The organism is Alcaligenes ammonioxydans, assembly GCF_019343455.1.
In the GTDB taxonomy this organism is placed as follows: Bacteria; Pseudomonadota; Gammaproteobacteria; order Burkholderiales; family Burkholderiaceae_B; genus Alcaligenes; species Alcaligenes ammonioxydans.
Map to the genome: position 1 here is coordinate 2,822,635 of NZ_CP049362.1, position 25,316 is coordinate 2,847,950.

The 25,316-nt window shown below is 57.5% G+C and carries 19 protein-coding genes; 11 read left to right on the forward strand and 8 right to left on the reverse strand.

The annotated features are described in order from the left end of the window. Positions 1 to 50: 50 nt before the first annotated feature. Positions 51 to 1,340: a serine hydroxymethyltransferase gene (glyA, locus tag FE795_RS12965; RefSeq protein WP_003803210.1), complete on the reverse strand. Its 1,290-nt coding sequence runs from the start codon at positions 1,338 to 1,340 to the stop codon at positions 51 to 53. Between the two features lie 72 nt (positions 1,341 to 1,412). Continuing rightward, entirely contained in the window at positions 1,413 to 2,495 is a 1,083-nt protein-coding gene (gene serC, locus FE795_RS12970) for a 3-phosphoserine/phosphohydroxythreonine transaminase (RefSeq protein WP_219235030.1), read from the reverse strand. A 126-nt stretch (positions 2,496 to 2,621) separates the two neighbouring features. Between serC and pdxR the strand changes: the two genes are divergently transcribed. Then, positions 2,622 to 4,127, forward strand: a complete 1,506-nt coding sequence (gene pdxR, locus FE795_RS12975; protein WP_003803206.1) for a MocR-like pyridoxine biosynthesis transcription factor PdxR — start codon at positions 2,622 to 2,624, stop codon at positions 4,125 to 4,127. Between the two features lie 12 nt (positions 4,128 to 4,139). Here pdxR and FE795_RS12980 read toward each other — a convergent pair whose 3' ends face one another. Further along, complete coding sequence (locus FE795_RS12980) at positions 4,140 to 5,435, reverse strand: serine hydroxymethyltransferase (RefSeq protein ID WP_131070824.1); 1,296 nt, start codon at positions 5,433 to 5,435, stop codon at positions 4,140 to 4,142. Positions 5,436 to 6,099: 664 nt separating this feature from the next. Between FE795_RS12980 and FE795_RS12985 the strand changes: the two genes are divergently transcribed. The 5 genes from FE795_RS12985 to FE795_RS13005 all read left to right on the forward strand — a co-directional run bounded on the left by FE795_RS12985 (position 6,100) and on the right by FE795_RS13005 (position 11,797). Continuing rightward, complete coding sequence (locus FE795_RS12985) at positions 6,100 to 7,053, forward strand: AurF N-oxygenase family protein (RefSeq protein ID WP_003803202.1); 954 nt, start codon at positions 6,100 to 6,102, stop codon at positions 7,051 to 7,053. Further along, positions 7,050 to 8,102 (forward strand): 2Fe-2S iron-sulfur cluster-binding protein, encoded by a 1,053-nt coding sequence (locus FE795_RS12990; protein ID WP_003803200.1) that lies wholly within the window; start codon positions 7,050 to 7,052, stop codon positions 8,100 to 8,102. The genes FE795_RS12985 and FE795_RS12990 overlap by 4 nt, the downstream gene beginning before the upstream one ends. A 32-nt stretch (positions 8,103 to 8,134) precedes the next feature. After that, positions 8,135 to 8,857, forward strand: coding sequence for a glutamine amidotransferase (locus tag FE795_RS12995; protein WP_003803198.1), 723 nt, complete (start codon positions 8,135 to 8,137; stop codon positions 8,855 to 8,857). After that, complete coding sequence (gene pdxK, locus FE795_RS13000; protein WP_003803196.1) at positions 8,854 to 9,720, forward strand: pyridoxine/pyridoxal/pyridoxamine kinase; 867 nt, start codon at positions 8,854 to 8,856, stop codon at positions 9,718 to 9,720. Before FE795_RS12995 ends, pdxK begins: the two co-directional genes overlap by 4 nt. An 85-nt stretch (positions 9,721 to 9,805) precedes the next feature. Next, positions 9,806 to 11,797, forward strand: a complete 1,992-nt coding sequence (locus FE795_RS13005) for a BCCT family transporter (RefSeq protein ID WP_003803194.1) — start codon at positions 9,806 to 9,808, stop codon at positions 11,795 to 11,797. Here FE795_RS13005 and soxR read toward each other — a convergent pair. Further along, positions 11,794 to 12,270 carry a redox-sensitive transcriptional activator SoxR gene (soxR, locus tag FE795_RS13010; RefSeq protein ID WP_003803192.1) on the reverse strand — a complete coding sequence of 159 codons (477 nt, stop codon included), beginning with the start codon at positions 12,268 to 12,270 and terminating at the stop codon, positions 11,794 to 11,796. The two genes, FE795_RS13005 and soxR, sit on opposite strands and share 4 nt — an antisense overlap. A gap of 331 nt (positions 12,271 to 12,601) precedes the next feature. On the opposite strand from soxR, the gene FE795_RS13015 reads away from it, so the two are divergent. The 3 genes from FE795_RS13015 to FE795_RS13025 are packed head-to-tail and all read left to right on the forward strand — an operon-like array spanning position 12,602 to position 18,221. Continuing rightward, a complete protein-coding gene (locus FE795_RS13015) occupies positions 12,602 to 13,675 on the forward strand; it encodes an efflux RND transporter periplasmic adaptor subunit (RefSeq protein ID WP_003803190.1) in 1,074 nt (357 codons plus the stop codon). Next, on the forward strand, positions 13,672 to 16,788 hold the full coding sequence (locus FE795_RS13020) for a MexW/MexI family multidrug efflux RND transporter permease subunit (RefSeq protein WP_219235032.1): 3,117 nt from the start codon (positions 13,672 to 13,674) through the stop codon (positions 16,786 to 16,788). Before FE795_RS13015 ends, FE795_RS13020 begins: the two co-directional genes overlap by 4 nt. Next, positions 16,785 to 18,221, forward strand: a complete 1,437-nt coding sequence (locus FE795_RS13025) for an efflux transporter outer membrane subunit (protein WP_059318593.1) — start codon at positions 16,785 to 16,787, stop codon at positions 18,219 to 18,221. The genes FE795_RS13020 and FE795_RS13025 overlap by 4 nt, the downstream gene beginning before the upstream one ends. Positions 18,222 to 18,494: 273 nt before the next feature. On the opposite strand, the gene FE795_RS13030 is transcribed toward FE795_RS13025, so the two are convergent. The 4 genes from FE795_RS13030 to FE795_RS13045 form a co-directional block, all read right to left on the reverse strand. Continuing rightward, the gene (locus FE795_RS13030) at positions 18,495 to 19,184 is read right to left on the reverse strand and encodes an ANTAR domain-containing response regulator (RefSeq protein ID WP_003803183.1); all 690 of its coding nucleotides are present in this window, start codon (positions 19,182 to 19,184) and stop codon (positions 18,495 to 18,497) included. Positions 19,185 to 19,187: 3 nt separating this feature from the next. Then, positions 19,188 to 20,342, reverse strand: a complete 1,155-nt coding sequence (locus FE795_RS13035) for a transporter substrate-binding domain-containing protein (RefSeq protein ID WP_230406190.1) — start codon at positions 20,340 to 20,342, stop codon at positions 19,188 to 19,190. A 134-nt stretch (positions 20,343 to 20,476) separates the two neighbouring features. Beyond that, positions 20,477 to 20,959: an AmiS/UreI family transporter gene (locus FE795_RS13040; protein WP_003803176.1), complete on the reverse strand. Its 483-nt coding sequence runs from the start codon at positions 20,957 to 20,959 to the stop codon at positions 20,477 to 20,479. A gap of 512 nt (positions 20,960 to 21,471) precedes the next feature. Next, entirely contained in the window at positions 21,472 to 22,377 is a 906-nt protein-coding gene (locus FE795_RS13045; RefSeq protein ID WP_329956475.1) for a LysR family transcriptional regulator, read from the reverse strand. A gap of 118 nt (positions 22,378 to 22,495) precedes the next feature. Between FE795_RS13045 and FE795_RS13050 the strand changes: the two genes are divergently transcribed. Both FE795_RS13050 and murI read left to right on the forward strand, forming a co-directional pair. Beyond that, positions 22,496 to 23,842, forward strand: a complete 1,347-nt coding sequence (locus FE795_RS13050) for an aspartate aminotransferase family protein (protein ID WP_003803174.1) — start codon at positions 22,496 to 22,498, stop codon at positions 23,840 to 23,842. Between the two features lie 157 nt (positions 23,843 to 23,999). After that, positions 24,000 to 24,836 carry a glutamate racemase gene (murI, locus tag FE795_RS13055; protein WP_003803172.1) on the forward strand — a complete coding sequence of 279 codons (837 nt, stop codon included), beginning with the start codon at positions 24,000 to 24,002 and terminating at the stop codon, positions 24,834 to 24,836. The last annotated feature ends 480 nt before the right edge of the window (positions 24,837 to 25,316 follow it).

Sequence of the window (25,316 nt, forward strand, 5' to 3'; positions counted from 1 at the left end):
AAAAAACCCAACCACCGAAGTGGCTGGGTCCTTATCAACAGAATGACACATTACAGCTGGGCTGGTTCCGTTTGTACCTGATACACCGGGTACGTACGACACAAGGTAACGATCTTCTCACGAATATCGTGCTTGACGGCCTCCAGCGTGCCCGCCTCATAAGCATCGAGCACATCGCACAAGTAATGCGCCAGTTGCTCGCAATCGGCCACGGTAAAGCCCCGTGTCGTCACGGCAGGCGTTCCGATACGGATACCCGAGGTCACCATGGGCGAGCGCGGATCGTTGGGCACTGAGTTTTTGTTGACGGTGATGTAAGCATCCGCCAGGGCATCACTGGCTTCTTGCCCGGTATAAGGCTTGGTCGACAGGTTAATCAGCATCATGTGGTTATCCGTACCCCCAGACACGATGGTATGGCCACGCTGAATCAGTATCGCTGCCATCGCTCGGGCATTACGCACCACATTTTGCTGATAGGTACGGAACTCGGGTTGCAAGGCTTCCTTGAAGGCAACGGCTTTGGCTGCAATAAGATGCATCAAGGGCCCCCCTTGCACGCCGGGGAACACCGCTGAATTCAAACGTTTGTAGAAATCGTCGCTTTGCCCTTTAGCCATGATCACGCCACCACGTGGGCCGCGCAGGGTTTTGTGCGTGGTGCTGGTAACCACATGTGCGTATGGCAAGGGGCTGGGGTACTCACCCGCCGCCACCAGGCCGGCCACATGAGCCATATCGACCCAGAACCAGGCACCCACCTTGTCAGCGATCTGGCGCATACGCGCCCAATCCTTCACGCGTGAATAGGCAGAGAAACCGCCGATCAACATCTTGGGCTTGGTCTCGATAGCAATCCGCTCCATTTCGTCGTAATCGATCAGCCCGGTTTGGGTATCGACGCCGTAAGGAACAATGTTGTAAAGACGCCCCGAAATATTGATGGGATTACCGTGCGTCAGGTGCCCGCCCTGCGCCAGATTCATCCCCATTACCGTATCGCCAGGTTTGAGCAGGGCCAGAAACACGGCGGTATTGGCTTGTGCTCCGGCATGAGGCTGCACGTTGGCATAATCGCAATCGAATAGGGCCTTCAGGCGCTCGATGGCCAAACGCTCGGCCACGTCCACAAACTCGCAACCGGCGTAATAGCGCTTGTCCGGATAACCCTCAGCGTACTTGTTGGTGAAAACGGAGTTCTGAACCTGCATGACCAAGGGGCTGGCATAGTTCTCCGAGGCAATCAGTTCTACATGATCTTCCTGACGGCTTTGTTCACCAGCCATGGCCTGGGCCAGTTCCTTGTCGAATTCAGCCAGAGTGAGTGTGTTGTCGTACATCGCTTTTCCTTAAAAAATCTTAGGTCAAATCGCAGCCACCTGCCTGGCCGCTCTGAGAGGCGGGCATCGCCCTTAACCGTGCGTGCGCGCGAATTCGCGCATGAACAGCGCCAGCTCCTGTACCGCATCCAGGGTGACGGCGTTATAAATGCTGGCGCGCAAGCCCCCAGTCGACTGATGGCCCTTCAAACCATGAAATCCGTTTTCCTGCGCTTCCCGAACAAATAGATCCTCCAAATTTCTTTCGGAAATATGAAAAGGAACATTATTGATAGATCGATAATCAGGCAAAACATGATTGATATAGAAACCATTACTGCCATCAATCACGTTATAAAGATGGCGTGACTTTTTCTTATTGATTTCATGCAGCACTTCTATTCCACCCGTACGTTCAATCCACTCCATCATCAAGCCCATCACATACCAGGAAAACGTGGAAGGAGTATTTAACAGGGACTGCTTTTTTGCCTGAATGGAAAAATCCAACGCCTGTGGCGTTGCAGCCAAAGGCTTGTCTAAAATAGCAGGATTGAGCAATACGAGCGTGACACCGGCAATACCCATATTTTTCTGGGCTGAGGCATAAACCAAATCATGTGCGGCAATGTCAATCGGCTTGGACATCAGGCTGGAGCAGGCATCACACACTAATGGAATAGACGAAATGGGTGGTTTTGAAAATTGCAAGCCCTGTGCAGTTTCATTCTCCGTGTAATGCAAATAAGCCGCATCCAGATTAATATGAGATTCATTAATTTCAGGAACACGATCAAATCCAGTTTCATGAGAACTGGCAATGGTTCGCACAATCCCATATTGCCTGGCGGCATTAGCCGCTTGCTCCGACCACAAGCCCGTGTGTATATAGTCCGCTGTGTTTGTTTTATGAAACAGGTTCATCGGAATTTGAGAAAACTGCAGATACGACCCCCCTTGCAGGAGCAACACGTGATAGTCCGATGGAACTGCCAGAACGCGACGCACCGCGGCGTCAGTCGCGTGGGCAAAATCCATAAAGGGCTGGGAGCGATGGCTGATTTCCATCACGGATACCCCCGTGCCGGCAAAATCGAGCAGTTCATCGCGCACTTGCAAGAGAACATCGATCGGCAAGGCGCTGGGCCCTGCGCTGAAATTAAAGGGTCGGGACATACTTGCTGAGATCCTGTACAAACCTGAACGCCGGAACAGGCCCCCCCTATTTCGGCAACGACAATCAAGTCTACGAGCACAATGGTCTGACTAGTCAGACCATTAATCTTCTCTGGAGCAGACCGCATGACGCGTTCGTTTGAACTGGACACCTTGAAAATGCGTCTTAACGATGACGAACTTCAATCCCTGGATCTTCACCAGCGTATTCAACGTGCCCTACGGGCGCTGATTCTGGATGGCGCTCTGGGTCCCGGAGTCAAGCTGCCTGCCACGCGCTCACTGGCCAAATCATTGAGCATGGCGCGCGATACCGTCGAGAACGCCTATGTCCAACTCCACCGCGACGGCTTTATCGTGCGACGTGAAGGTTCGGGCAGTTATGTCTCTGAATCCGTGGGAACCGAGCTGCGAGGCAGCGCCTACCGGCGCATCAAGGCCCAGGATCTGAAACGCAGCGTCATGGAACCGGGTACCGGCTTGAGCCGCCGGGGCCGCGCCGTATTTGAAAGTGGCGGTATTGCCGATCAGCAAACCATCAAGGCCTTTGCCACCGGCTTGCCTGAAACCCGCAACTTTCCGACCGATGTCTGGGAGCGCCTGCAGCGTCAGGCCATGAAGGACTTTCGCGCCAACATCCTGCTACATGGTGATCCCCAGGGCACCGAGTCCTTGCGCAAAGCGATTGCCGTATACCTGAATCTGGAACGAGGCGCCAAGGTATCCGCGGATCAGATTCTGATTTTGAGCAGTACGCGCCAAGCTCTGTTCCTGTGTGCGCAACTGCTGGTCGATGCGGGCAAGCCCATTCTGGTTGAGAATCCAGGTTACTTCGGCGCGCGCAAGGCTTTTGAAGCGGCCGAAGCCCGTGTCGTACCTATTGGGGTGGACGAACAGGGCCTGCGCACCGAGCTTTTGCATGAAGACCGCAGCGGTGCAAACTGCATTTATGTCACCCCCTCCCATCAGTACCCAACAGGGGCGACCCTTTCACTGGAACGTCGCCTGGAACTGATACGCTGGGCGGCCGAAAATGGCCGCTGGATTCTGGAAGACGACTACGACAGCGAGTTTCATTATGACGGCCTGCCCACCGCCTGCGTGCAGGGTCTGGACAAGTATCAGCGTACGATTTACCTGGGCACGTTCAGCAAAACGCTCTATCCGGGGCTGCGCATGGGGTATATGGCTCTGCCGCCGGAGCTGGTCAAACCCTTTACACAAGCCCGCAGCATCATGGATGGGCACACTCCCCAGATACTGCAGCTGACCCTGGCGCGTTTCATGGAAGACGGCCACTACAACTCGCACATCCGGGCCATGCGCAAGCTGTACACGGGGCGTCGGGAGATCATGCTGGAGGCCATTGAACAACATCTTCAAGGTATTGTGCGCGCCGCCAGACCTGAGGGCGGCTTGCAGATACCCTGTTTCCTTGAGCCAGGCTGGTCGGAAGAACACACCTTGCGCCGCGCCCTAAGCGCTGGCGTACAGCTACCCGGTTTGAGCCGGCTGTATATTGGTGAGGAAAAACAACAGGGGTGGCTACTGGGCTATGCATCCTTGACGGCCTACGAGATTGAATCCGCCATGTTGCGTCTGGCCAACGCCTTGCGTCAGGGCAAGGGTTGAGCCAGGCTGCAGTCAATATGCAAGGGGATATCGCCGGTTCAGATCGGCTACCCCTTCTAAAATGGCATTTTCGGTGCGCGCGCTGCGAGCACCGCTGCGCACGCCGCCCAGCAACGCCAGAATCATGTCGCCAATTTCCTTGAAGTCATCCTCCCCCAGCCCCCGGGTCGTACAGGCGCCGCTCCCCACCCGTATGCCGGAATAGGCCGCATGAGCCTGCTCATACGGCACACGATGTTTGCTCAAGCTGATACCCAACTGCGCCAAGGCCCGTTCTACCAAGGGCCCGGACAACTCCCAGGGGCGCAGATCCACCACGCCAAAGTGGCAGTCCGTGCCTCCCGACACCACAGTCAGGCCACCTTCAGCCAATCGGCGGCACAAACTGCGCGCATTGATGATGACCGCCTGTGCATAGGCTTTATAGGCAGGGCTCATTGCCTCTCCCAGTGCCACTGCCTTGGCCGCCATAATGTTCAGCAAAGGCCCACCCTGCAGGCCCGGATACACAGCCTGACTCAGACGCTCCGCCAACTTGGGCTCATTACATAAAATGATGCCACCTCGGGGACCGCGTAAAGTGCCATGCGTGGAAAAAGTGGTCACATGGGCATGCGGTACGGGCGACGCCATCAAGCCCGCCGCCACCAGTCCGGCGCTATGAGCCAGATCCACCATCAGATATGCATTGACCTCGTTGGCAATCGTTCTGAACTCGGCAAAATCGGGCGTCCGTGAATAGGAGGAGCCACCCGCGATGATCAGGCGAGGACGCTCCTTGTGAGCCAAAGCACGCACCTCGTCCATGTCCACCCACTGGGTCTGGCGATCCACACCATAAGAACAGGTCTGAAACCAGCGCCCCGAAACATTCACATGCGAGCCGTGACTGATATGGCCGCCGGCACTTTGATCCAGCGCCAAAATAGTATCACCCGGCGAGAGCAGGGCCAGATAGACCGCCAGATTGGCCTGGCTGCCCGAGTGGGCCTGGACATTGGCAAACGCCGCCCCGAACACCGACTTGGCCCGCTCGATAGCCAGCTCTTCGGTTTGGTCGGCCTGTTCGCACCCGCCATAAATCCGTTGCCCTGGGTATCCCTGCGCCTGCTTGTTGCTCAGCAAGGACCCCTGTACGTCCAGAACGGATCGGCTCAGGTAATTCTCCGAAGCAATCAGCTCAATGGTGTGCTGCTGTCGGCGTCGCTCGGCCTCGATGATGTCCCAAAGATTGCGATCGCTTTGCTGTAGAAATTGCGAACCCACCACAGGCAGGTGGGAGGTGTCGCCACCGGCAAGACTCTTCATGGGAGTTCCTGTTTAGATATAAGCCCCTTGACGGTCGCGACCGTTTTTCAGTCACGAGACAAAAGGGCAAGCCCGGGTATGTCGTTTTCCAGGGCGAAAGATAAACATCCTATTCTGTTTATCGCCCAATCAAACAGTCCATTAAAAATTAATTCACCAGAACACTTTTAATCATTATTGTCCGGATAAACATTCAAGGCATAAAGAATTAAAAATCCCTTGAAACACAGCAAGAAAGCCAATCCCGATTATTTCAGTCAAGAATTAAAACAGAAATCAAATTTTTATTCTTAAGTGGTCTGTTAAATAGCCTGAAAATGGTCTGTCATTTATTGTCATAGGATCATTAGAATGCAGCCAACGAATACTCAATGCCCATACTTCTAAACGCTCAAACAGATTATCACTCTTTTCAATCTGCGCATTAAAACCATCCCCAGTTTTCCCATAACCACAGGAAACGCCATTGCTTTAACGGCAGTTCAACCGCGCTGATCTTGCAAGGTTCCTAAAGACCCGGTAACGGGCTTTTTTTGAAACCGGGCTGAAAGAGCAGCAAATCCTTTTAAGCCTGCGAATTTCCATTCGGAAATAGAGACAGGTGGAATAACAAAACGATCTGTTCATTTCGAACGGATCGCAACCAACAGCAAGGAAGTTTGAAATGACTATCAAAAGCTACGAAACCGATGATGCTGTACGTAATATGCTGCAAAAGCTGTCTGTACTTTGGAAAAACCGGGCGGCGGTCAATCAGGAGCTGCCGGACTACAACAATTTGGCATTCGATCCGAACAAGGCCGATTTCAGCGAATGTCTGCTGCCTTTCCGTGAGCACCAGGCCTGGCTGGAAGCACCTGAGGAATTGAAATCGCAGTGTCTGTCTTACGCTTGGGGGATCTACAACCTCAAGACCATTTATGTGGAGTGCAACGTCGTCACTCCGTCCTGCGAAGACATCATCAAGACGCCGCCACCGAGCGCCAACCGCAATCTGCTGCAGGATGTGATGTCCCAGGCCTTGCTGGATGAAGCCCTGCACACCCGCATGTCCATCATGGCATGCAACTACATCTATTCCATGCGCGGTCTGCAACCTTTGGATTTCACCAACTTCAACCTGGTGCAATGGCGCAACGACATCCTGAGCCAGTGCAGTTCTGAATCCGAGCGTCGCCTGACCCGCTTTGCCATTGCCTGCGCGTCCGAAACCCTGATTACCGACTACCTCAAGACCATGGCTGAGGACAAGAGCATCCAGACTATCTGCCATGAAGTGACCCGCACGCACGCCATGGACGAGTGGAGCCACTCCAGCGTGTTCAGCTTTGTCGCCTCGGACATCATTCACGGTCTGAGCCAGAAAGAGCGTGAGCATATGCGTGCCGTTATCCTGCGCACCGTGGAAATGTTCGCCAACAACGAAATGGGCGCCTGGGAAAAAGTGTTCTCCATGGTGAACTTCCCCAATGCACGCGACATTTTGCACGACACCGGCGATTCCAACGAAATTGGCGTGTACACCGGTTCGGTTGAAAGCCTGATCGAGCGCATTGGCTTGAACAGCAAATCGGGGCAGGCACAGGCCCAAGACGAGCAACAGGAGGCGCTGCAATGACAGCCATGATTCAGGCGCGCTGCGAGACCGTTCGCCCCGAGGCCGGAAACGTCAAAGTGTTCACCTTGCGCGTGCAAAGTAAGCATTTCGATTTTCTGAGCGCCTTGCGGGCCGGCAAGCATGTCGCCCTGAGCTACCCCGATACCGGTGGCACGATTCAACAGCGTATGTATTCGATCACTCGCGTGGCCGATCCAGACCTGATTGAAATTGCTGTCAAAGGTTCGGGCCGCAATAGCGTCTCCGATCATTTGCACGCCACGTTGCGCGAGGGCATGAGCGTGCCCCTGCAGTATGTGGCAGGCGAGATTTCGGTAGATTCTATTGTCGGTTATGAGCGTATCGCCATGATCGCTGGCGGCATTGGCATTACCCTGCCCATTGCCTTGCTGCGTGAACTGGCGGCGCGAGCCCAGGACGGCTTGCCAGTACCACAAGTACATTTGCTGCTCAGTATTGCCCGTATTGCCGACATTCCCTTTTTGCATGAACTATTGCAACTGGATCTGACCAGCAGCTGGTTCACGCTGACGGTGTTTGTCACGCAGGAAAAAATCCGTGAAAGCGCTCATTTCAAGGTGGGACGCCCCTCCTTTGAAAATATGGAGCAACTAAAAGATCCGCAGGCCGTCGTCATTTGCGGCAGCCACGGCTTTGCTCAAGCCCTGCGCGAATACACCAAACAGGCACACCCCATCTCGCATATGTTGATCGAGGCGTTCTCCCCGCCGGCCAGCTCGGCCGCAGAGATCCAGCCTGCAGCTGGCAGCGCCCCCTTGCAGATCAATGTACGCAGTACCGGACAAACACTCTCGCCCGAACCGGGCAGCAGCCTGCTGGAAATGCTGGAAGCAGCCGATGTACCCATTCGCAGCCAATGTAGGTCGGGCATTTGCGGCGCGTGCCGGGTACAGATCTCGGAGGGCGAATACCGCTCTGAACCTGACTTTTGCCTGAGCGATCAGGACAAGGCGCAGGGCCATGCTCTGGCATGTTGCACCTTCCCGCTATCGGGTGCCATGAATGTAGACATCGGCACCACGAGCTGACATCCTTACCCTCTGGACTGAAAGAAAACCTTATGAAGAAAGTCATCGCACTGCGTCATATTCATTTTGAGGACTTGGGCACGCTGGAGCCTGTTCTGATCGAGCAGGGCTACCAAGTTCACTATATTGACCCTTCCGTCGAGTCTGTGCGTCACTTGGGAGCACAGGATGCGGACCTGCTGGTGGTATTGGGCGGGCCGATCGGCGCTTACGACGAAAAAATCTACCCCTTCCTGAGCGATGAGCTGGAACTGATCCACAAGTTCCTGCTGGCTGGCAAGCCCCTGCTGGGCATTTGCCTGGGCGCACAATTGATTGCGCGCGCGCTGGGCGCCAATGTCTACCCGCTAGGTGTCAAGGAAATCGGTTTCTCTCCTCTGAAACTGAGCGAGGCAGGCAAGGAGTCGCCTTTGGCCGCCATCAGTGGCATTCCCGTTTTGCACTGGCATGGGGATCAGTTCGACATTCCGGATGGCGCCGTTCATCTGGCCAGTACCGATGTAGGCCAGAACCAGGCCTTTTCCTTCGGCACTCAAGTCCTGGGCCTGCAATTTCACCTGGAAGCCGACACCAGCAAGCTGGAGCGCTGGCTGGTCGGTCATGCCAATGAGCTAGGACACGCTGACATCGATCCGCAAATGCTGCGCCTGGAGGCCATGGCAGTACAGAAACGCCTGCATGCCGCTGCCGCTACGGTTCTCAACAGCTGGCTCAGCCAACTCAAGCAAGCCGACAAAGCCGATTGTGCTGCATGAACAATGCGGTAACGTTTGTTGATCGGGAACGACATCCCTACCATGTGGATGTCGTTTCCATTCAGTCCCAAGTGGTTTACGGTCGGGTGGGCAACAATGTTGCTGGCCCGACCTTGCGCCGATACGGCTTTAAGGTGGCGACCGTTCCGACTGTGCTCCTGAGCAATAATCCCCAGTATCCAACCGTCCATGGCGGCGCCGTGCCCGACGAGTGGCTGGAAGGATTCTTGAACGACCTGGTGTTACGCGGTGCTCTGGACCAGGTGCGCGCGGTCCTGATCGGCTATCTGGGCAGTGCCCAACAGGCCGTCATCATTGCGCACTGGCTCCAAACCTTGCTGCGCCAACACCCGGATGTACTCGTCATCGTCGACCCTGTCATGGGCGACCTGGATGTGGGCGTCTATGTGGACCCGGCACTAATCGACAGCTACCACGACACCTTGCTGCCACTGGCCAATGGTCTGACCCCGAATAACTACGAACTGTCCCTGTTGGCCCAACAGCCCTGCGATACCGTTCAGGCCAGCTCCAGCGCCGCGCACAAACTGCTTAACGGTCGCACGGAGTGGGTCATTGCCACCAGTGCTGCTCCCCAATCCTGGCAGGATGGGCAGATCAAACTGTTAATGGCCCGCAAAGAGCCCCGCGCCGACACCTTGCTGGGTCACCCCCGCGTCGACTGCGCCGCCAAAGGCACCGGCGATCTGTTTGCCTCGACCTTGCTCGCCCATCTGATCCTGGGCGCAGACCTGCATTCGGCCGTGCATACAGCCAGCGCCAGTGTGCTGCATCAGCTGGAGTTGACCCGGCAGGCCGGACACCAGGAACTCATTTTGCCAATAGATCCTTTCCGACCCTGAGCAAATATTTCCTAATCTAACAAACCTTTCAAGCGGCAGTCGTTCTCGTTAAGCTGTGCCCTCTTAGTTACAAACGGAGCATGACATGGGGCTGCCTTTTAAAAGCACGCTACATCCACGGGTGTTCTGGGGATCGACCTTTATCGTCCTGATCTTCTTGCTGATCGGAATTATTTTCCCTAAAGACGCCGCACTTATTTTTGAACAGCTACAAAACTGGGTCATTAAAAGTTTCGGCTGGTTTTATATCCTGGCTGTGGCCCTGTTTTTCTTTGCCGTGGTCTACCTGGCCTTGAGCCGGTATGGCAATCTGAAATTGGGGCCGGATGATTCGGAACCCGACTACCCGTACCTGACCTGGATGGCCATGCTGTTTGCAGCAGGCATGGGCATTGGCCTGATGTTCTTTGCCGTGGCCGAGCCGCTGCAACACTTCTCGGCCCCACCCTCGGGCCTGGCCAGCACCGTCGAGGCGGCACATCAGGCGCAGATCATCACCTTTTTTCACTGGGGCGTTCATGCATGGGCCGTTTACGCAGTCGTGGGTTTATCCCTGGCCTATTTCTGCTTTCGCTATAACCTGCCCCTGACCATTCGCTCGGGACTCTATCCCTTGTTTGGCAAACGCATTGAGGGCTGGATTGGCGACAGCGTCGATATCTTTGCCGTCTGCGGCACCTTGTTCGGTATCGCAACGTCCATGGGCCTTGGGGTGCTGCAAATCAACGCTGGCCTGGAACATTTATTTGGCTGGCCTCAGGAAACCTGGCTGCAAATTGTTCTGATTGTGGTGGTTACCGCCTTGGCCACCCTGTCCGTTGTCAGTGGACTGGATGTAGGTATACGCCGGCTCTCTGAATTGAATCTGCTGGTTGCCGTTGCCCTGATGCTGTTTGTGCTCTTTGTGGGCCCGACGGCCTTTTTGATGAATGCTTTTGTACAGAATATCGGCGGTTATCTCGATAACTTTTTTGCGCGCTCATTCAGTACACAAGCATTCCGCGGGCAAAGCTGGATGAAGGCCTGGACCCTGTTTTACTGGGCCTGGTGGATTGCGTGGTCACCCTTTGTAGGCATGTTTATCGCCCGTATTTCCCGTGGTCGTACAGTCCGCGAATTCGTGCTGGGCGTACTGCTGGTGCCCACGGTGTTTACCTTCTTCTGGATGACCGTCTTTGGTAATACCGCCATCTTTCTGGACATGGGTGTGGCCGCTGGCCAGCTGGCCCAGGATGCTGCTGCAAATGCCTCAGTGGCCCTGTTCGAGTTTCTGGAATACCTGCCCTGGTCCAATGTCACCTCGACCTTGGCAATTATTCTGGTAGCTATTTTCTTTGTGACCTCAGCCGACTCGGGCTCCCTGGTTATCGACACTCTGGCCGCCGGTGGGGTGGAAGATGCCCCCGTCTGGCAACGCATTTACTGGTGCGCCCTGGAAGGCACCGCCGCTTCCCTGCTCTTGCTGGCTGGTGGTCTGACCGCTTTGCAAACCGTGACTCTGGTCAGTGCCCTGCCTTTTGCCATCATCATGTTCCTGTTGATTTTGGGGCTGTTCAAAGGCATGAAGGCGGATATGTCCCGGCTACGTCGTCAAGGCCCACTGTCCGGCCCGGCGCCTGGCTCGGAGGTGTCCTGGCGACGGCGCCTTTCCACCATCCTGCACACCCCTAATCAGCGCGACGCCCGTCGTTTTCTGGCTGACACTGTCATTCCCGCCTTGCAGGCTGTGGCAGAGGAACTGGGCAAGCGAAACCTGAATGTCAACCTGGAAACCGGCGAAGCAGACACGGCCCAGTTGACGATTCAGGCCGATAACCAGCGCAACTTCGTCTATGGGGTGGAACTGCGTGCGCGCCGCGTCGCCAGTTTCACCGCGGCGGCCGCCCGTAACGAGCAGACCCGCCCTCAGGAATGGCAGGTGCGCACGGTGTTTGCCGATGGCAGTCGGGGTTACGACCTGATGGGGCTGTCTTCCAGCCAGGTCATCAACGATATCCTGAACCACTTCGAGCGCTACCAGGCCCTGGTTACCTCGGAGGCAACGGCGCTTTACGCGCAGTCGCCCGACCCGAGCTAAGACGCTACGCCGGTCTCCAGCTTTCTTTCCAGAATCTGGGGACCGGGCCCTTGCTGGCCCAAAATGTCAGCCGGATTGCGCAACGGGCATTCATTCATCGACAGGCACCCACAGCCAATGCAATGCATCAGCTCATCTCGCAGACGCGTCAACTGTTCAATACGCTCATTCAAACTGTCTTTCCAGCGGCGCGACATGGCTTGCCATTGCTGTGCGTTGGGCTTGCTGCCCGCCGGCAAGCCACGCAAGGCATCGCGGATTTCGTCCAGCGGAATGCCGGTGCGCTGGGCGACTTTGATAATCGCAATATAGCGCAGCACCACTGAATCAAAGCGGCGCTGGTTTCCACTGTTGCGCGTGCTGGCAATCAAGCCCTTAGACTCGTAAAAATGCACGGTGGAGACAGGCACGCCGCTGCGTCTGGCCACTTCCCCCACCGTCAGGGTACGGCTGGGATCGACTGTTTTTTCCATTTCGGCCCCCTTGACCTCAAGTTAACTTGAGGTTTTATAGTCCAGGTCCCTAGTTAAGGCAAGCCATGTCGGCTGCCTTTTTGTCGTCACAGGAACCTGCCATGTTTTCCCTTTTCTGGACTCTGTTTGCCAGACCGTTAGTCTGCATGCGGCCCGGCATGTCTACGCTAAGCGCGCTCATTGCCATCGTGTTCTCCCCGCCCTGCAAACCGCTTGTGCGCGCCACCTCTTTCAAACCCGAGGACTGGGCACAACGGGACCAACGATCCGGACGGACGCATCCACCCAGACAGCCGCTGTGGCGGGAGCACCAGGCAGGAGGGCAAAGCGCATGAGTTCACGTCGCATCGGAATCATGATTGTCGTTCTAACCAGCCTGGGGGTATTGAGCTGGCGGCTGCTCCCAGCCACGGAACAAACCCAGTCTACCGGGGGCTACCCGCCTGCCGTCGTCGAACTGTCCAGCGTGCAATCCCAGATCCCCCCTCGTCTTTTACATGCAGTCGGTACGCTGGAAGCCTGGCAACAAGTGTTGCTCAGTGCACAGACCAGCGGACGCATCCGCAAGATTGAATTCGCCTCAGGACAAGCGGTTCAGACAGGTCAGCCCTTGCTCCTGCTCGATGATGAGCTCGAACAGGCCGGTGTGCATCGTGAGCAGGCAAAGGTCAAACAGACCGCGATCCAGCTCATGCGAGTGCGCAAGCTGAAAGAGCAGCAGGCGGCCACCCAGGAACAACTGGACCAGGCGCAGGCAGATCATGCGATGGCACAGGCACAGTTGCAGTACCAACAAGCCGCTTTGGGTTTGAAGCAGGTCAATGCTCCGTTTTCGGGCCAGATAGGCATTACCCACTTGCATCAGGGCCATTATCTGCAACCTGGCCAGCCTATCGCCAGCCTGGTCGACGATAGCCGCTTGCGAATCAACCTGACGGTTCCGGAACACAGCCTGCCTGACTTGAGCGTCGGCCAACAACTTCAGGTGCAGCTTGATGCCTGGCCGGGCGAACACTTCCAGGCGCAAATCAGCGCCATCGACCCGCTGATCGGCGACTCGCGCACGGTGCGCTTGCAAGCACTGCTGCCCAATCCAGAGCGGCGCCTCAAGGCAGGGATGTATGCCCGAGTACAACTGAAGCGCCCCGCGCCGTCTTCCGTGCTGACCGTGCCTGAAACAGCGCTGACCTATACGGCCTACGGTCAGACCGTTTTTGTCGCCTCCCCGGCCAGCCAAGGCTTGTGGCAAGTCAAACGTGTGGCAGTGCAAACTGGCGAGCAATGGGATGAGCGCGTCGAGATCACGGATGGTCTGAAAGAAGGTGATCGGGTGGTGAGCGCCGGACAGATCAAGATCCAGGACGGCTCCACGGTACAAACTGCCCAGCGCAAGGAGCCTGTATGAATACCGCTTCCCGTCCCGGTTTTACCGATTTGTTCGTGCGGCGCCCGGTCCTGGCCCTGGTGGTCAGCGCTTTGCTGTTGATGGTGGGTCTGTTCTCCCTGAACAAGCTGCCGATCCGGCAGTATCCCCTGCTGGAGAACTCCACCATCACGATTACCACCGAATACCCTGGCGCCTCTGCGCAGCTGATGCAAGGCTTTATCACGCAACCAATTGCCCAGGCCCTGGCCTCGGTCGAAGGGGTCGATTATCTGTCCTCCAGCTCCGTGCAAAGCCGCAGTGTCGTGAGCTTGCGCATGGCACTGAATCGCGATTCCACCCAAGCTCTCACAGAAGTCATGAGTAAAGTCAGCCAGGTACGTTATCGCTTGCCCGAAGGGGCGTATGACCCGGTTATCGAGCGCTCCTCCGGCGACTCCACCGCCGTCGCATATGTGGGCTTTTCCACAACCTCACTCTCCATCCCGGAACTGAACGATTATCTGTCTCGCGTGGTGGAACCCATGTTCTCCACCATTGACGGGGTGGCCAAAATTCAGACCTTTGGTGGTCAGAAACTGGCCATGCGCCTGTGGCTGAACTCGGACCGCATGGCTGGCTATGGCCTGACGGCGGCCGATATTGCCCAGGCCGTGCGTGCCAACAACTATCAGGCCGCCCCCGGCATGGTCAAAGGTCAACATGTGCTCAGCACCATCCAGCTCAACTCCGACCTGACCAGCGTGGCCGAATTTCAGGACCTGATCGTGCGTGAGGACGGCACCTCCTTGGTGCGACTGCGCGATGTGGGCACGGTGGAACTGGGCGCGGCGACACGCGAAACCAGCGCCCTGATGGATGGCCTGCCGGCGGTTCACCTGGGTTTGTTCCCGACGCCCGGCGGCAACCCCCTGCGCATTGTGGACGGCATTCGAGAGCGTCTGCCTGCCATTGAAGCCACCTTGCCGCCGGGCGTGGAAGTGGCCCTGGCGTTTGAAACAGCACGCTTTATTCAGGCCTCTATTGATGAGGTACTCAAAACCCTGACGGAAGCCATGCTGATCGTGGTGTTGGTGATTTACCTGTGCCTGGGCTCCTTGCGAAGCGTGCTGATTCCGCTGGCCACCATTCCTCTGTCCATGTTGGGGGCCGCTGCTCTGATGCTGGCGTTTGGCTTTAGCCTCAACCTGCTGACCTTGCTGGCCATGGTACTGGCTATTGGCCTTGTGGTGGACGATGCCATTGTGGTGGTGGAAAACGTACACCGACATATTGCGGCGGGACGCTCGCCCGTAGTGGCCGCCCTGCTGGGCGCGCGTGAAGTTGCGGGCCCGGTCATTGCCATGACCCTGACGCTGGCCGCCGTCTATGCCCCGATTGGCCTGATGGGCGGATTGACTGGCGCACTTTTCAAAGAGTTCGCCCTGACCCTGGCGGGCGCAGTGCTGGTGTCCGGGGTAGTGGCCTTGACCCTGTCCCCGGTCATGAGCTCTTTACTGCTACCCGCGCAACAAGAGGAAGGCCGCATGGCCCATCTGGCCGCACGATTTTTCAACGCCCTATCGGTCCGGTATGGCCGTTTATTAGCGTATTCCTTACGTCACCGCTGGCTTAGCGTGACCGTCGCCCTGGTGATCTTCATCAGCCTGCCGGTGCTCTATCAAATGACGCACAGCGAACTGGCGCCGGTTGAGGATCAGGCCAGCGTGCTCACCGCTGTCAAAGCCCCCCAGAACGCCAACCTGGCTTATGCCCAGCGCGATGGTAAACAGCTGGATGACATTTATCGTGACATCGCCGAAACCGAGAGCACGTGGCTGATTATGGGAACAGACGGCCCAGCCGCCAGCTTTGGCGGAATCAACCTGAAAGACTGGGGCGCACGCGAACGCAATGCCAACGAGGTTCAGGAAGAACTGCAAGCTCGCGTCAGCCAGATTGCAGGCAGCAGTATCTTCGCGTTCCAGCTCGCCCCCCTGCCCGGTTCCAGCGGCGGTCTGCCGGTGCAGCTGGTATTGCGCAGTCCCGGCGACTACCGCACGGTGTACGACACGATGGAATGGGTGAAGCAGCAAGCCCGTGACAGTGGCCTGTTCGTCGTGGTCGATAGCGACCTGGACTATAACAAGCCGGTTGCCCGTCTCGAAATCGATCGTAGCAAGGCGGCCAGCATGGGCATCAGCCTGCGTGACATTGCCGACTCGCTGGCCGTGCTGGTCGGCGAAAACTACCTAAATCGCTTCTCGCTGGATGGCCGCTCGTACGACGTCATTCCGCAAAGCCAGCGTGAACTGCGCCTGACGGCTCAAGCCCTGACACGCCAGTTTGTACGCAGTGCCAATGGCGAGCTGGTGCCCTTGTCGACCATGGTTCAAATCCAAAGCGAAGTGGAACCGAACAGCCTGCGCCAGTTCAACCAGCAAAACTCGGCCACACTGCAGGCCATTCCAGCCCCTGGCGTCACCCTGGGGCAGGCAGTCGCGTACCTGGACGACCTTGCACGCCAACTACCCGCCGGCTTTACGCATGACTGGCAATCGGAATCACGCCAATTCACCCAGGAAAGCCAGTCGTTGGCCTGGGCCTTTCTGGCCGCGCTACTTGTGATTTATCTGGTGCTGGCCGCGCAGTACGAAAGCCTGTTGGACCCCATCCTCATTCTGGTGACAGTGCCCTTGTCCCTGTGCGGGGCCCTGCTGCCTTTGGCCCTGGGATTGGGCACGCTCAATATCTATACGCAGATCGGTCTGCTCACACTAGTGGGGCTGATCAGCAAGCACGGCATTCTGATGGTGGAGTTTGCCAATGAGCTGCAATCCCGAAAAGGGCTGACCAAACCCGATGCCATCTTGCAGGCGGCCCGCATTCGCTTGCGCCCTGTGCTGATGACGACCGCAGCCATGGTCTTTGGCTTGATACCCCTGCTCTTTGCCTCCGGGGCGGGGGCGAACAGCCGCTTTAGTCTGGGTGTGGTACTGGTCTCAGGCATGTTGATCGGCACCGTATTTACCCTGTTTATTTTGCCTACCTTATATACCTTGCTGGCGCGCAATCACGCTCATCAGGCCGACACTCCTCGGGCACGTGAGCTGGCCCAGGCGCTACGCTCTTGCACCGGAGAACAGGCATCATGACGCGCCTCACTTTACGCCAGTCGCTTGCCCCTTTGACGCGTGCTCTACAGTGGATGATCCCCTGCCTGATGCTCAGTGCTTGCGCCGTGGGGCTGGACTCCTCCATTCCCGCCACCCCTCAGCTGGACGCCACCATCTGGAGCGGCCAGTTTGCCAATCCCGCCAGCCAGGACAAGAACTGGTGGACGCTGTTGCAGGACCCGCAACTGGATGCCCTGATCGCCCAGGCCCTGGATCACAATCTGGATATTGCCCAGGCGCAGGCTCGCTGGCGAGCCTCCCGCGCCCTGATCGATGAACGTCAGCACGACCGTCTGCCGGCCGTCACGGCTCACGCTAACTATCACCGTAGCGGTTCGCAGTTTGCTGCACCAGACGGGTCGATTGATCATGGCGTTCAGGAAAATTGGCGACTGGGCATGCAGACCTCCTGGGAGATTGACGTTTTCGGCCGCCTGGAACAATTGGCCCGTTCTGCCCAGGCTCGCAGCCAAGCCAGCGCGGCGCAGTTGGACCTGACGCGCCAGGCCATTGCGGCTGAGCTGGCCCGCCAGTATGTGCAGGCCCAAGGTTTGCAACGACGGCTGGCGCTGGCCGAGGACGATGTACGCAGCTGGGAACAGACCATCAGGCTGGTAGAAGCTGGCGTGTCACTGGGCCGGGAGTTGCCCGAGAATCTGGACAATGCCCAGGCCAGTCTGGAGCGTGCAAACGCCGTGGTGCCCCAACTGCGAAGCGAGCTCGAACGAGCCCGTTTGCGCATGCAGGTGCTAAGCGGTGGAAAAGCTCAGGCTCTTGATGCGCCGCTGCCCAGTGCGCAAGCCCCGTTGGCCGCCGCCCTGCCGTTGGGGGATGTGAATGCGCTGCTGTTTAACCGGCCTGACGTACGGGCCGCCCGACAGGAGATTCTGGCCAGCTCGCACGACGTGGCCGCAGCAACAGCAGAGCTGTATCCACGTCTGGATCTGGCAGGCTTTATCGGGTTTTTCGCTCTGCGGGGCAGTGATCTGGGTCATGCCGCCCGGGCCTTTGATGTCTCGCCCGCCCTGCAATGGCCTGCCTTGCGTCTGGGCCATGCCAAAGCTCGTTTGCGCGGCATGCGCGCTCTTGCAGACGAGTCCCGTCTGCACTATCAACAAGTCCTGCTGCAGGCTCAGGAAGAAATTCAGGGGGCTTTGCACCATCTGACTCAACACCAGAAAAGCCTGCTTGGTCTGACCCGCGCCGCGCGTCATCTGGAACAAGCACACGCCCGTGCCGTAACACGCTACGAGATCGGCGCGGGAGCCTATCAGGATGTGCTGGAAAATCAGCGCGACTTAAACCAGACCCGACAGGAGCTGGCGCTGGCAGAAACCGGGTCTTATCTGAACGTGATTGCCTTGTATCAGGCGCTAGGCTGGGGCGTCGCGACCTCACCGATAAGGGAGTAGTGGCAGACCGGATCGGTCCAGGAGCGGTCTGTCTCAAGGACAGACCGCCCTTTGTCTGTGTGCAGTGCGTCTGCCTGGGGAAACTCGTCCTGCTGCGCACGGCTGTTTTGCATCAGCCGATTCGGGCGCTTGCCGCTCACACACCACACAAGGGCAGGTAAAACAACACCCGCAAACAGGGCTGCGCTTGTCCCACTCCTTGAGGCTTCCCGCCCCCCTGAACAACCTTAGGCAAGGACACCGGACAGGAAGAAGCAGAAGGAAAACATCCGCCTAGCTCCCCCGCCAGGGCGCTCCCTGCTGTCCCAGAGAAAGCACTTCACTGGCATTTACAATGGCAATCGAAATATCTTCAATCGTGCTGCGCTTGTTCATCGCCTGCTCGCGGATCAAATCGTAGGCCTGATCCTCGGACACCTGATGAGTTCGCATCAGGATTGTCTTGGCCTGCGCTACATGCCGCTGCCCCATCAGCTTGGTCTGCAGTTTGCTGATCAGGCGACGCTGCTGGCGCAGTTCCTTGTGGTATTTTCGGGCCAGCACCACCGTGGAGAGTAAGCCGAAGGACCGGATCGGCGAAGGCAGAATGGCCTGAATATTCAGATCCAGCACGGCAGAGACAATCGTGGGGTTTTCGTAATTGACCACCGCGATAATGGTGGGCGCATCCTGCTCGCACACCCAGTCAAGACGCAGATGCAGCAGATCGGGCTGCACGGCCAGAAAGACCAGATCCGTTCCGCAGGGCAGATTTTGCGTCGGTGGCCAGATTGTCTGGACGGAACACCCCATGCGCTGCAGTTGTTGGGTCAGCAATCGGCCGTCACTGTCGTCCGGATGCATGACCACCATTGTCAGCTGCCGCAGTTCCTTGAGCTGCGGCGAGGTGGCATGCGGAAAACGATTTCGTGCTCGCAAGGGCTTGTTTGCCGGCTCATCACCGTAGGAAGAGGAGTTGGCCACGCTTTATGTCTCCAAAGTATCCAGCTTGGCAGTCCAGTCACCCAAGGAGTGGGTGACCAGATAGGGGTCGGGCGAGACGGGACGGGTTGCCTGACGCACAATCGTAAAATTGCCCTCGGCGTTGATGCGCCCGATTCGTGGATAGAGCCAGGTGTGATGATTGGAGGGATCGATTTTGATCCGCCCCTGCGGGGCATCCAGCTCACTGCCCAGCAGATAGGGCAGCAAGTCCCCAATGGCATCACTGGCCGATTGTCGATAGGCATTGGCGAACAAATGCATCTGTGAATAGGCGGCCTCCCAACACAGATTAGGGTGACAATCCGCCCCAAAACGCTTGCGCAAACTGGCCAGGCAGCGTGCATTGACCTCGGACTCGATGGATTGGAAATACGGCGCCGCCGTGAAGTGTCCACAGGCAATGTGCGCCCCCATCTGGGCAACTTCGGCCTCGGAGGTCGTCAGGCTGGCAATGGGCATGGTCTGCGGGTTAAAGCCGGCATGGGCATAGGCGCGGTACAGACTGGCCGTGGAGTCCCCCACTACGGTGGAGAAAATAAAGTCCGGCTGCTTCTGCCGTATATCATCCATAATCAGGCTGTAATCGCTCTCGCTAGCATCCAGGGGCAGATAGTGTTCGCCCAGCACCTTGCTATCGGGATGCTGCATGACCAGCTCGCGCATGATCCGATTGGACTCGTAAGGGTAGATATAATCCGAGCCGATCATATAGACCCGCGCGCCAAAATTGCTGGTCATGAAATGCGCCAGCTGGACACTATTCTGATTGGGTGCGGCCCCCGTATAGATGACATTGCCCGAAAACTCAAAACCCTCATACAAGGTGGGATAGAACAGCAGCTTGTTCCACTTTTCCACAATCGGGATGACAGCTTTGCGGCTGCTGGACATGTAGCAACCGAAAATCACGTTGACACGATCCTGCACGATCAGCCGCTCGGCCTGCTGTGCGTAGCACGCTGGCCGGGAGGCCGGATCGTAGCAAACGGCCACCAGTTCGCGTCCCAGCAGGCCGCCAGCTTCGTTGATCTCCTCTATCGCCAGTTTGGTCCCCTGCCATTGCGACTGACCAATTGTCGAGGTCATGCCGGTTGCCGAATAAAGAACGCCGACGCGTACGGGGTCGTTGTGAGCCAAAGTCCATCTCCTGTCTAGCATGGTAGGGCAGCAGGTCTACAAACCGGCCGGTGAACACTACGAGCGAGCATCAGGTTACTCCAAAGAAACAGCATGCCTGCGGCCTCTCCTCCCGGCCGGTCTGCCCAGCCGCACTACCAGGCATCCATCAACATCAGGGTACCGGGCAACCAGCAGGTCAGTACCCCGATCAGGACGGTGTACAGGGGCAAGATGCGCAAGGACCGGCCCAGCCCCAAGGACAGAAAGAACAAAAACCACAGGCTGGACCACAAAAGCCACAAAGTGACCAGGCGTGGATCACTGGCAGTCCAGGCAAAGGCCAGAGCGCTGATGGCCACAAACAGGCAATACCAGCCAAAACCCACGCCCTTCAAGCCATACCACTGCACGACGGCCAGATACAGATAAGTGAAAGCAAACAGCAGTCCACCGGCAACGGCAAAATAATCTGCCATGTGCTCGCCGCGCTGCAATCCCAGCAAATTGATGAACAGCGCCAGCAAGCCCACCAGCAAATTGAAGGGGGCCAGGTCCCGACTTTCAATACGCCCGGTCAACCCCACGCCATTCACCATCAGCACGGCCCCAATAAAGAAAAGCGCAACACCCAACATGGCATAAGCCTCCAAAACAAGGTGACGATTCCGGCCTGGCTGGCGTCAGACCGTGCTGACGCTGCGTGAGCTCTGTGTCTCGCGATGACATACTGCCGCGAAGCAGGGCCTCAATTAGTTTGCGACCTAACTACAAAGTCGGATCTATTTGAGGCAAACGAAAAGGCCCAGACGGATTCAAGCATTGAACCAGTCTGGGCCTTTTTGCCCAACACCCACGCTGGCATCATTGGCAGCGGATGTCGTCTCTATTCGAACATATAGCAGCGATCTGAAATCGCGATCGAAGCAATTCTTACATAGCCTGCACCATCGTCTGTACTAGCGATTACCCTAGCGGCTGATTATGTGTGGCCTAACACTACGCTGTGTCAGTGCGCTTAATCCTTTTAACGATTTGTTTGCGCTCATCCCTGAGCAGAACACCATGACCCTGTGCCGACGATTCCGGGCGATTTATGCCGCCCCTGGCTATTTCAGAAATGACGGACTGTCAGCCGATGGGGCAGGTTTCAGAGCCTTGACTCGCTCTCGAGCACACGAAGGAAATAATCCACAATCGCATGGGCCCGCCTGTCCTTGCGCATGGCCAGCGATAAGGGAATCGTAAATCGGCGTTGCTGCGGGTCCACGGCAATCATCTGCTCTTTTTCCACCCAGCGCGCGGCGACGTGCTCAGGCAAGAAACCAATGTATTGCCCCGTCAGAATCAAAAAAGCAATTCCTTCCCGATCACTGGCCGTGGCGACACAGTTCAAATCCTGGTGCTGTCCAATCGCCTCCGGGCTCATCCGGTAGGTAGGCGCAATCGCTGCCGCCCGACACAGGGACTGTGCAGAGACCTCCCCCTGTTGTGCTTGCTCAAACAGTGGGTGCTCCCAGGAACAGTACAGAAAATAGGGCTCATCATAAAGCCTGCGGTATTCCAACCCACTGAGCGCATTGGTTTCGGGCAGGACCCCCATGTGCAAACGGCCTTCCAGCAAACCGCGCTCGATCTCTCCCGGCGTACTCATGCTGATGTGTACACGTACCGCCTCACTGTTCTGACGCAAGGTGCGCAAGGCCGAAGTGATGTGCATATGTGGCTGGGAAATCAGACTGTTCATCAAGCCTATGTTCAAATCCCCCCGCAAGCTGGAATGCAGCTGATTGACCTCGCTACGGAAATTTTCTACTGCCGCCATCAGCGTTTCACTGGCCTGCAACACCTGTCGTCCCTCTTCGGTCAAGGCAAAACCAGCCCTGCCACGCTGGCACAGCCGCATGCCACCCAGACGTTTTTCCAGATCACTCATATGCAAGCTGATGGCCGAGCGTGTAATCCCCAACACGCCCTCCGCCGCCGAAAAGCTGCCCACCTGCGCCACCGTTCTGAACACACGCAACAGGCGCAAATCAAAATCGGAAACCTGCAAGAGTCCTTTCAGTTGCATATAGGTGAGTAAAACAATAAGTGAAGTTAAATAAAAACGTATTTTACTCAACAACTTAGCCACCTACACTGGGGGTATTCACCGCCTTGAGGAGACCGCTATGAACTCACCCTACTTTGCGCCACAGCAGATTGCCAGTGAACTCAATCTCCAGTCCCACTGGATGCCCTTTACGGCGAACCGGCACTTCCAGCAAGACCCGCGCCTGGTCGTCAAGGCGGAAGGAAACTGGCTCTACGATCAGGAAGGCCGCCAGATTTTTGACAGTCTGTCCGGGCTTTGGACTTGTGGTGCCGGACACGCTCGCCATGAAATCCAGGCAGCCGTACATCGTCAACTCGGGCAACTGGACTACTCTCCCGCCTTTCAGTTTGGACACCCCGCCGCATTTCAACTGGCCGACAAGCTGACCCAGCACACCCCCGACGGTCTGGATCATGTTTTCTTCACGAACTCCGGTTCGGAATGTACCGATACCGTCGTCAAGATGGTACGGGCCTACTGGCGTATCAAAGGCCAGGCCAGCAAAACCCGTCTGATTGGCCGTGCTCGTGGCTACCACGGCGTGAACGTGGCCGGCACCAGCCTGGGCGGCATAGGCGGTAACCGCAAAATGTTCGGCCAGTTGATGGATGCCGACCACCTGCCCCACGTACTGCAGGCAGACTGCGCCTTCACGCGCGGCCAGCCCGAAACAGGGGGCCCTGCCCTGGCCGACGAACTGTTGAAACTGATCGAACTGCACGACGCCAGCACCATCGCTGCCGTGTTTGTCGAACCCGTTTCGGGCTCGGCAGGCGTGCTGGTGCCACCTGCCGGCTACCTGCAGCGCCTGCGCCAGATTTGCGATCAACACAACATCCTGCTCGTCTTTGATGAAGTCATCACCGGCCTGGGCCGCCTGGGCACCTACACCGGGGCCGAATACTTTGGTGTCACCCCCGACATCATGACCATGGCCAAGCAGTTGACCAACGGCGCCATCCCCATGGGCGCAGTCGTTGCCAGCCAAGAAATCTACCAAACCTTCATGGGCCAGGACTTGCCCCTGCACGCCGTGGAATTCAGCCACGGTCACACCTATTCTGCCCACCCCGTCGCCTGCGCCGCCGGACTGGCTGCCCTGCAGTTGCTGGAACAAGACAATCTGCTGCAACGCTCCGCCGAACTGGCACCGCATTTTGAGCAGGCACTGCATCAACTGCGCGATAGCCCGAATGTGATCGACATTCGCAACTGCGGCCTGGCAGGCGCCATCCAGCTGGCCCCCCGTAACGGCGACCCAGCCATCCGCCCCTTTGAAGCGGGCCTGCAACTGTGGAAACAGGGCTTTTACGTACGCTTTGGTGGCGACACACTGCAGTTTGGTCCCACCTTCACCAGTACACCTGCTCAGCTTGATTCACTCTTTGATGCCGTCGGTGGCGTCTTGAAGCAACTGGCCTAAGCACAAAAAGGGCGGCCTGCCCTGGGCCGCCCCAAACCACGCCCAGTCGTAGCAACTGGAAACCTTAACTTTCTTCCCAAGCAGCCCCCACAGCCTGCTCCAAACCCCACAAACGCGCCATAATACGAGCTTTGCTCCACAAGAAACGTTCAGTGCCATGAGTTCACCCATCCCGCCCCCCTTGGCTCAGGCCCCGATCGGCCTGTTTGACTCGGGCGTGGGCGGCCTGTCCATCTGGCGGGCCCTGCGTCAATCCTTGCCCCAGGAAAATCTGCTGTATCTGGCCGACTCACAATGCGCCCCTTACGGTGACCGCTCCCCGGCATGGATCATTGAGCGCACCCAGCGCATGGCACAACTGCTGGTTGACCACGGCTGCAAAGCACTGGTCATCGCCTGCAACACGGCTACCCTGGTCGCCGCCCCGACCCTGCGCGCCACGCTGAACCTTCCCATCATCGCCATCGAACCGGCCATCAAACCCGCTGCCGCACTGAGCCGCAGCCGTAGCGTTGCCCTGATGGCTACCAGTCGCACCCTGGACAGCAAAGGCCTGCAAAGCCTGATCGACCGCTACGCCAGCGACATTGAAATTATCCGCATTCCCTGCCCCGGACTGGCTGACCGCGTTGAAGCCCTGCAACTGAGCGGCCCGCAAATCGAGGCGGAACTACGCGAGCGCCTGGCCCCCGCCCTGCAAAGCCGGGCCGATACACTCGTGCTGGGTTGCACCCACTACCCCTTCCTGCGCCCCACTATCGACGCCATCAGTGGTTCGCGCTTCCATATCCTGGAACCTTCCTTCGCCGTTGCCGCTCAAGTCCATCGGCGCCTGCAACAAGCCAACTGCCTGAACCCTCAAACACTGGCGGGCACCAGCGCTTTCATCAGCAGCGCCCCCATGGACCAAGCCCAAAAAGTCATCCAAGCACTGACAGGGCTGGCCGAACCCACCATGCTGGCGTTCCCGACGCAACCGCTACACGCGCTGTAAAACCGGCTGCACTCCATCTCCCGATGCATCCAATCAAGAGCAGCCTGAATTGGCTGCTCGACCCGAGTGAGCACCACCTTCTGCCGCCCAACTACAGCTTCACTCATTCATCGTCTACGCCCCACTCCGCGTCCACACCGCCGCCGTGCCTTTAAACCAGCCATCGGCCCAAGCAAAGATTCCAGACATTATTCCTTAGGCCCTTGAGCACTGTTCCAGGTGCATGCACAGGAGGCACAGGCACGTTCGGGCTGCGCCCCGATTGTCACTTTGCCAAGGGTGCCGACGCGCGGCGTCGGCAAGGGGACCGCTGCGCCCCATCCGGCCATCCAACAACAACGTTGAGCCTAGAGCACAAAAACTCGCTCAAAACTCACGCGCCTTCTTCCCCTGTAACAAACCATCCATCAAACCGCCACATCCCCGCCGAGCCGCGGCCCGTCACCACTCCCCGCCCTTCCTATCTGCCCTGAACAAGCC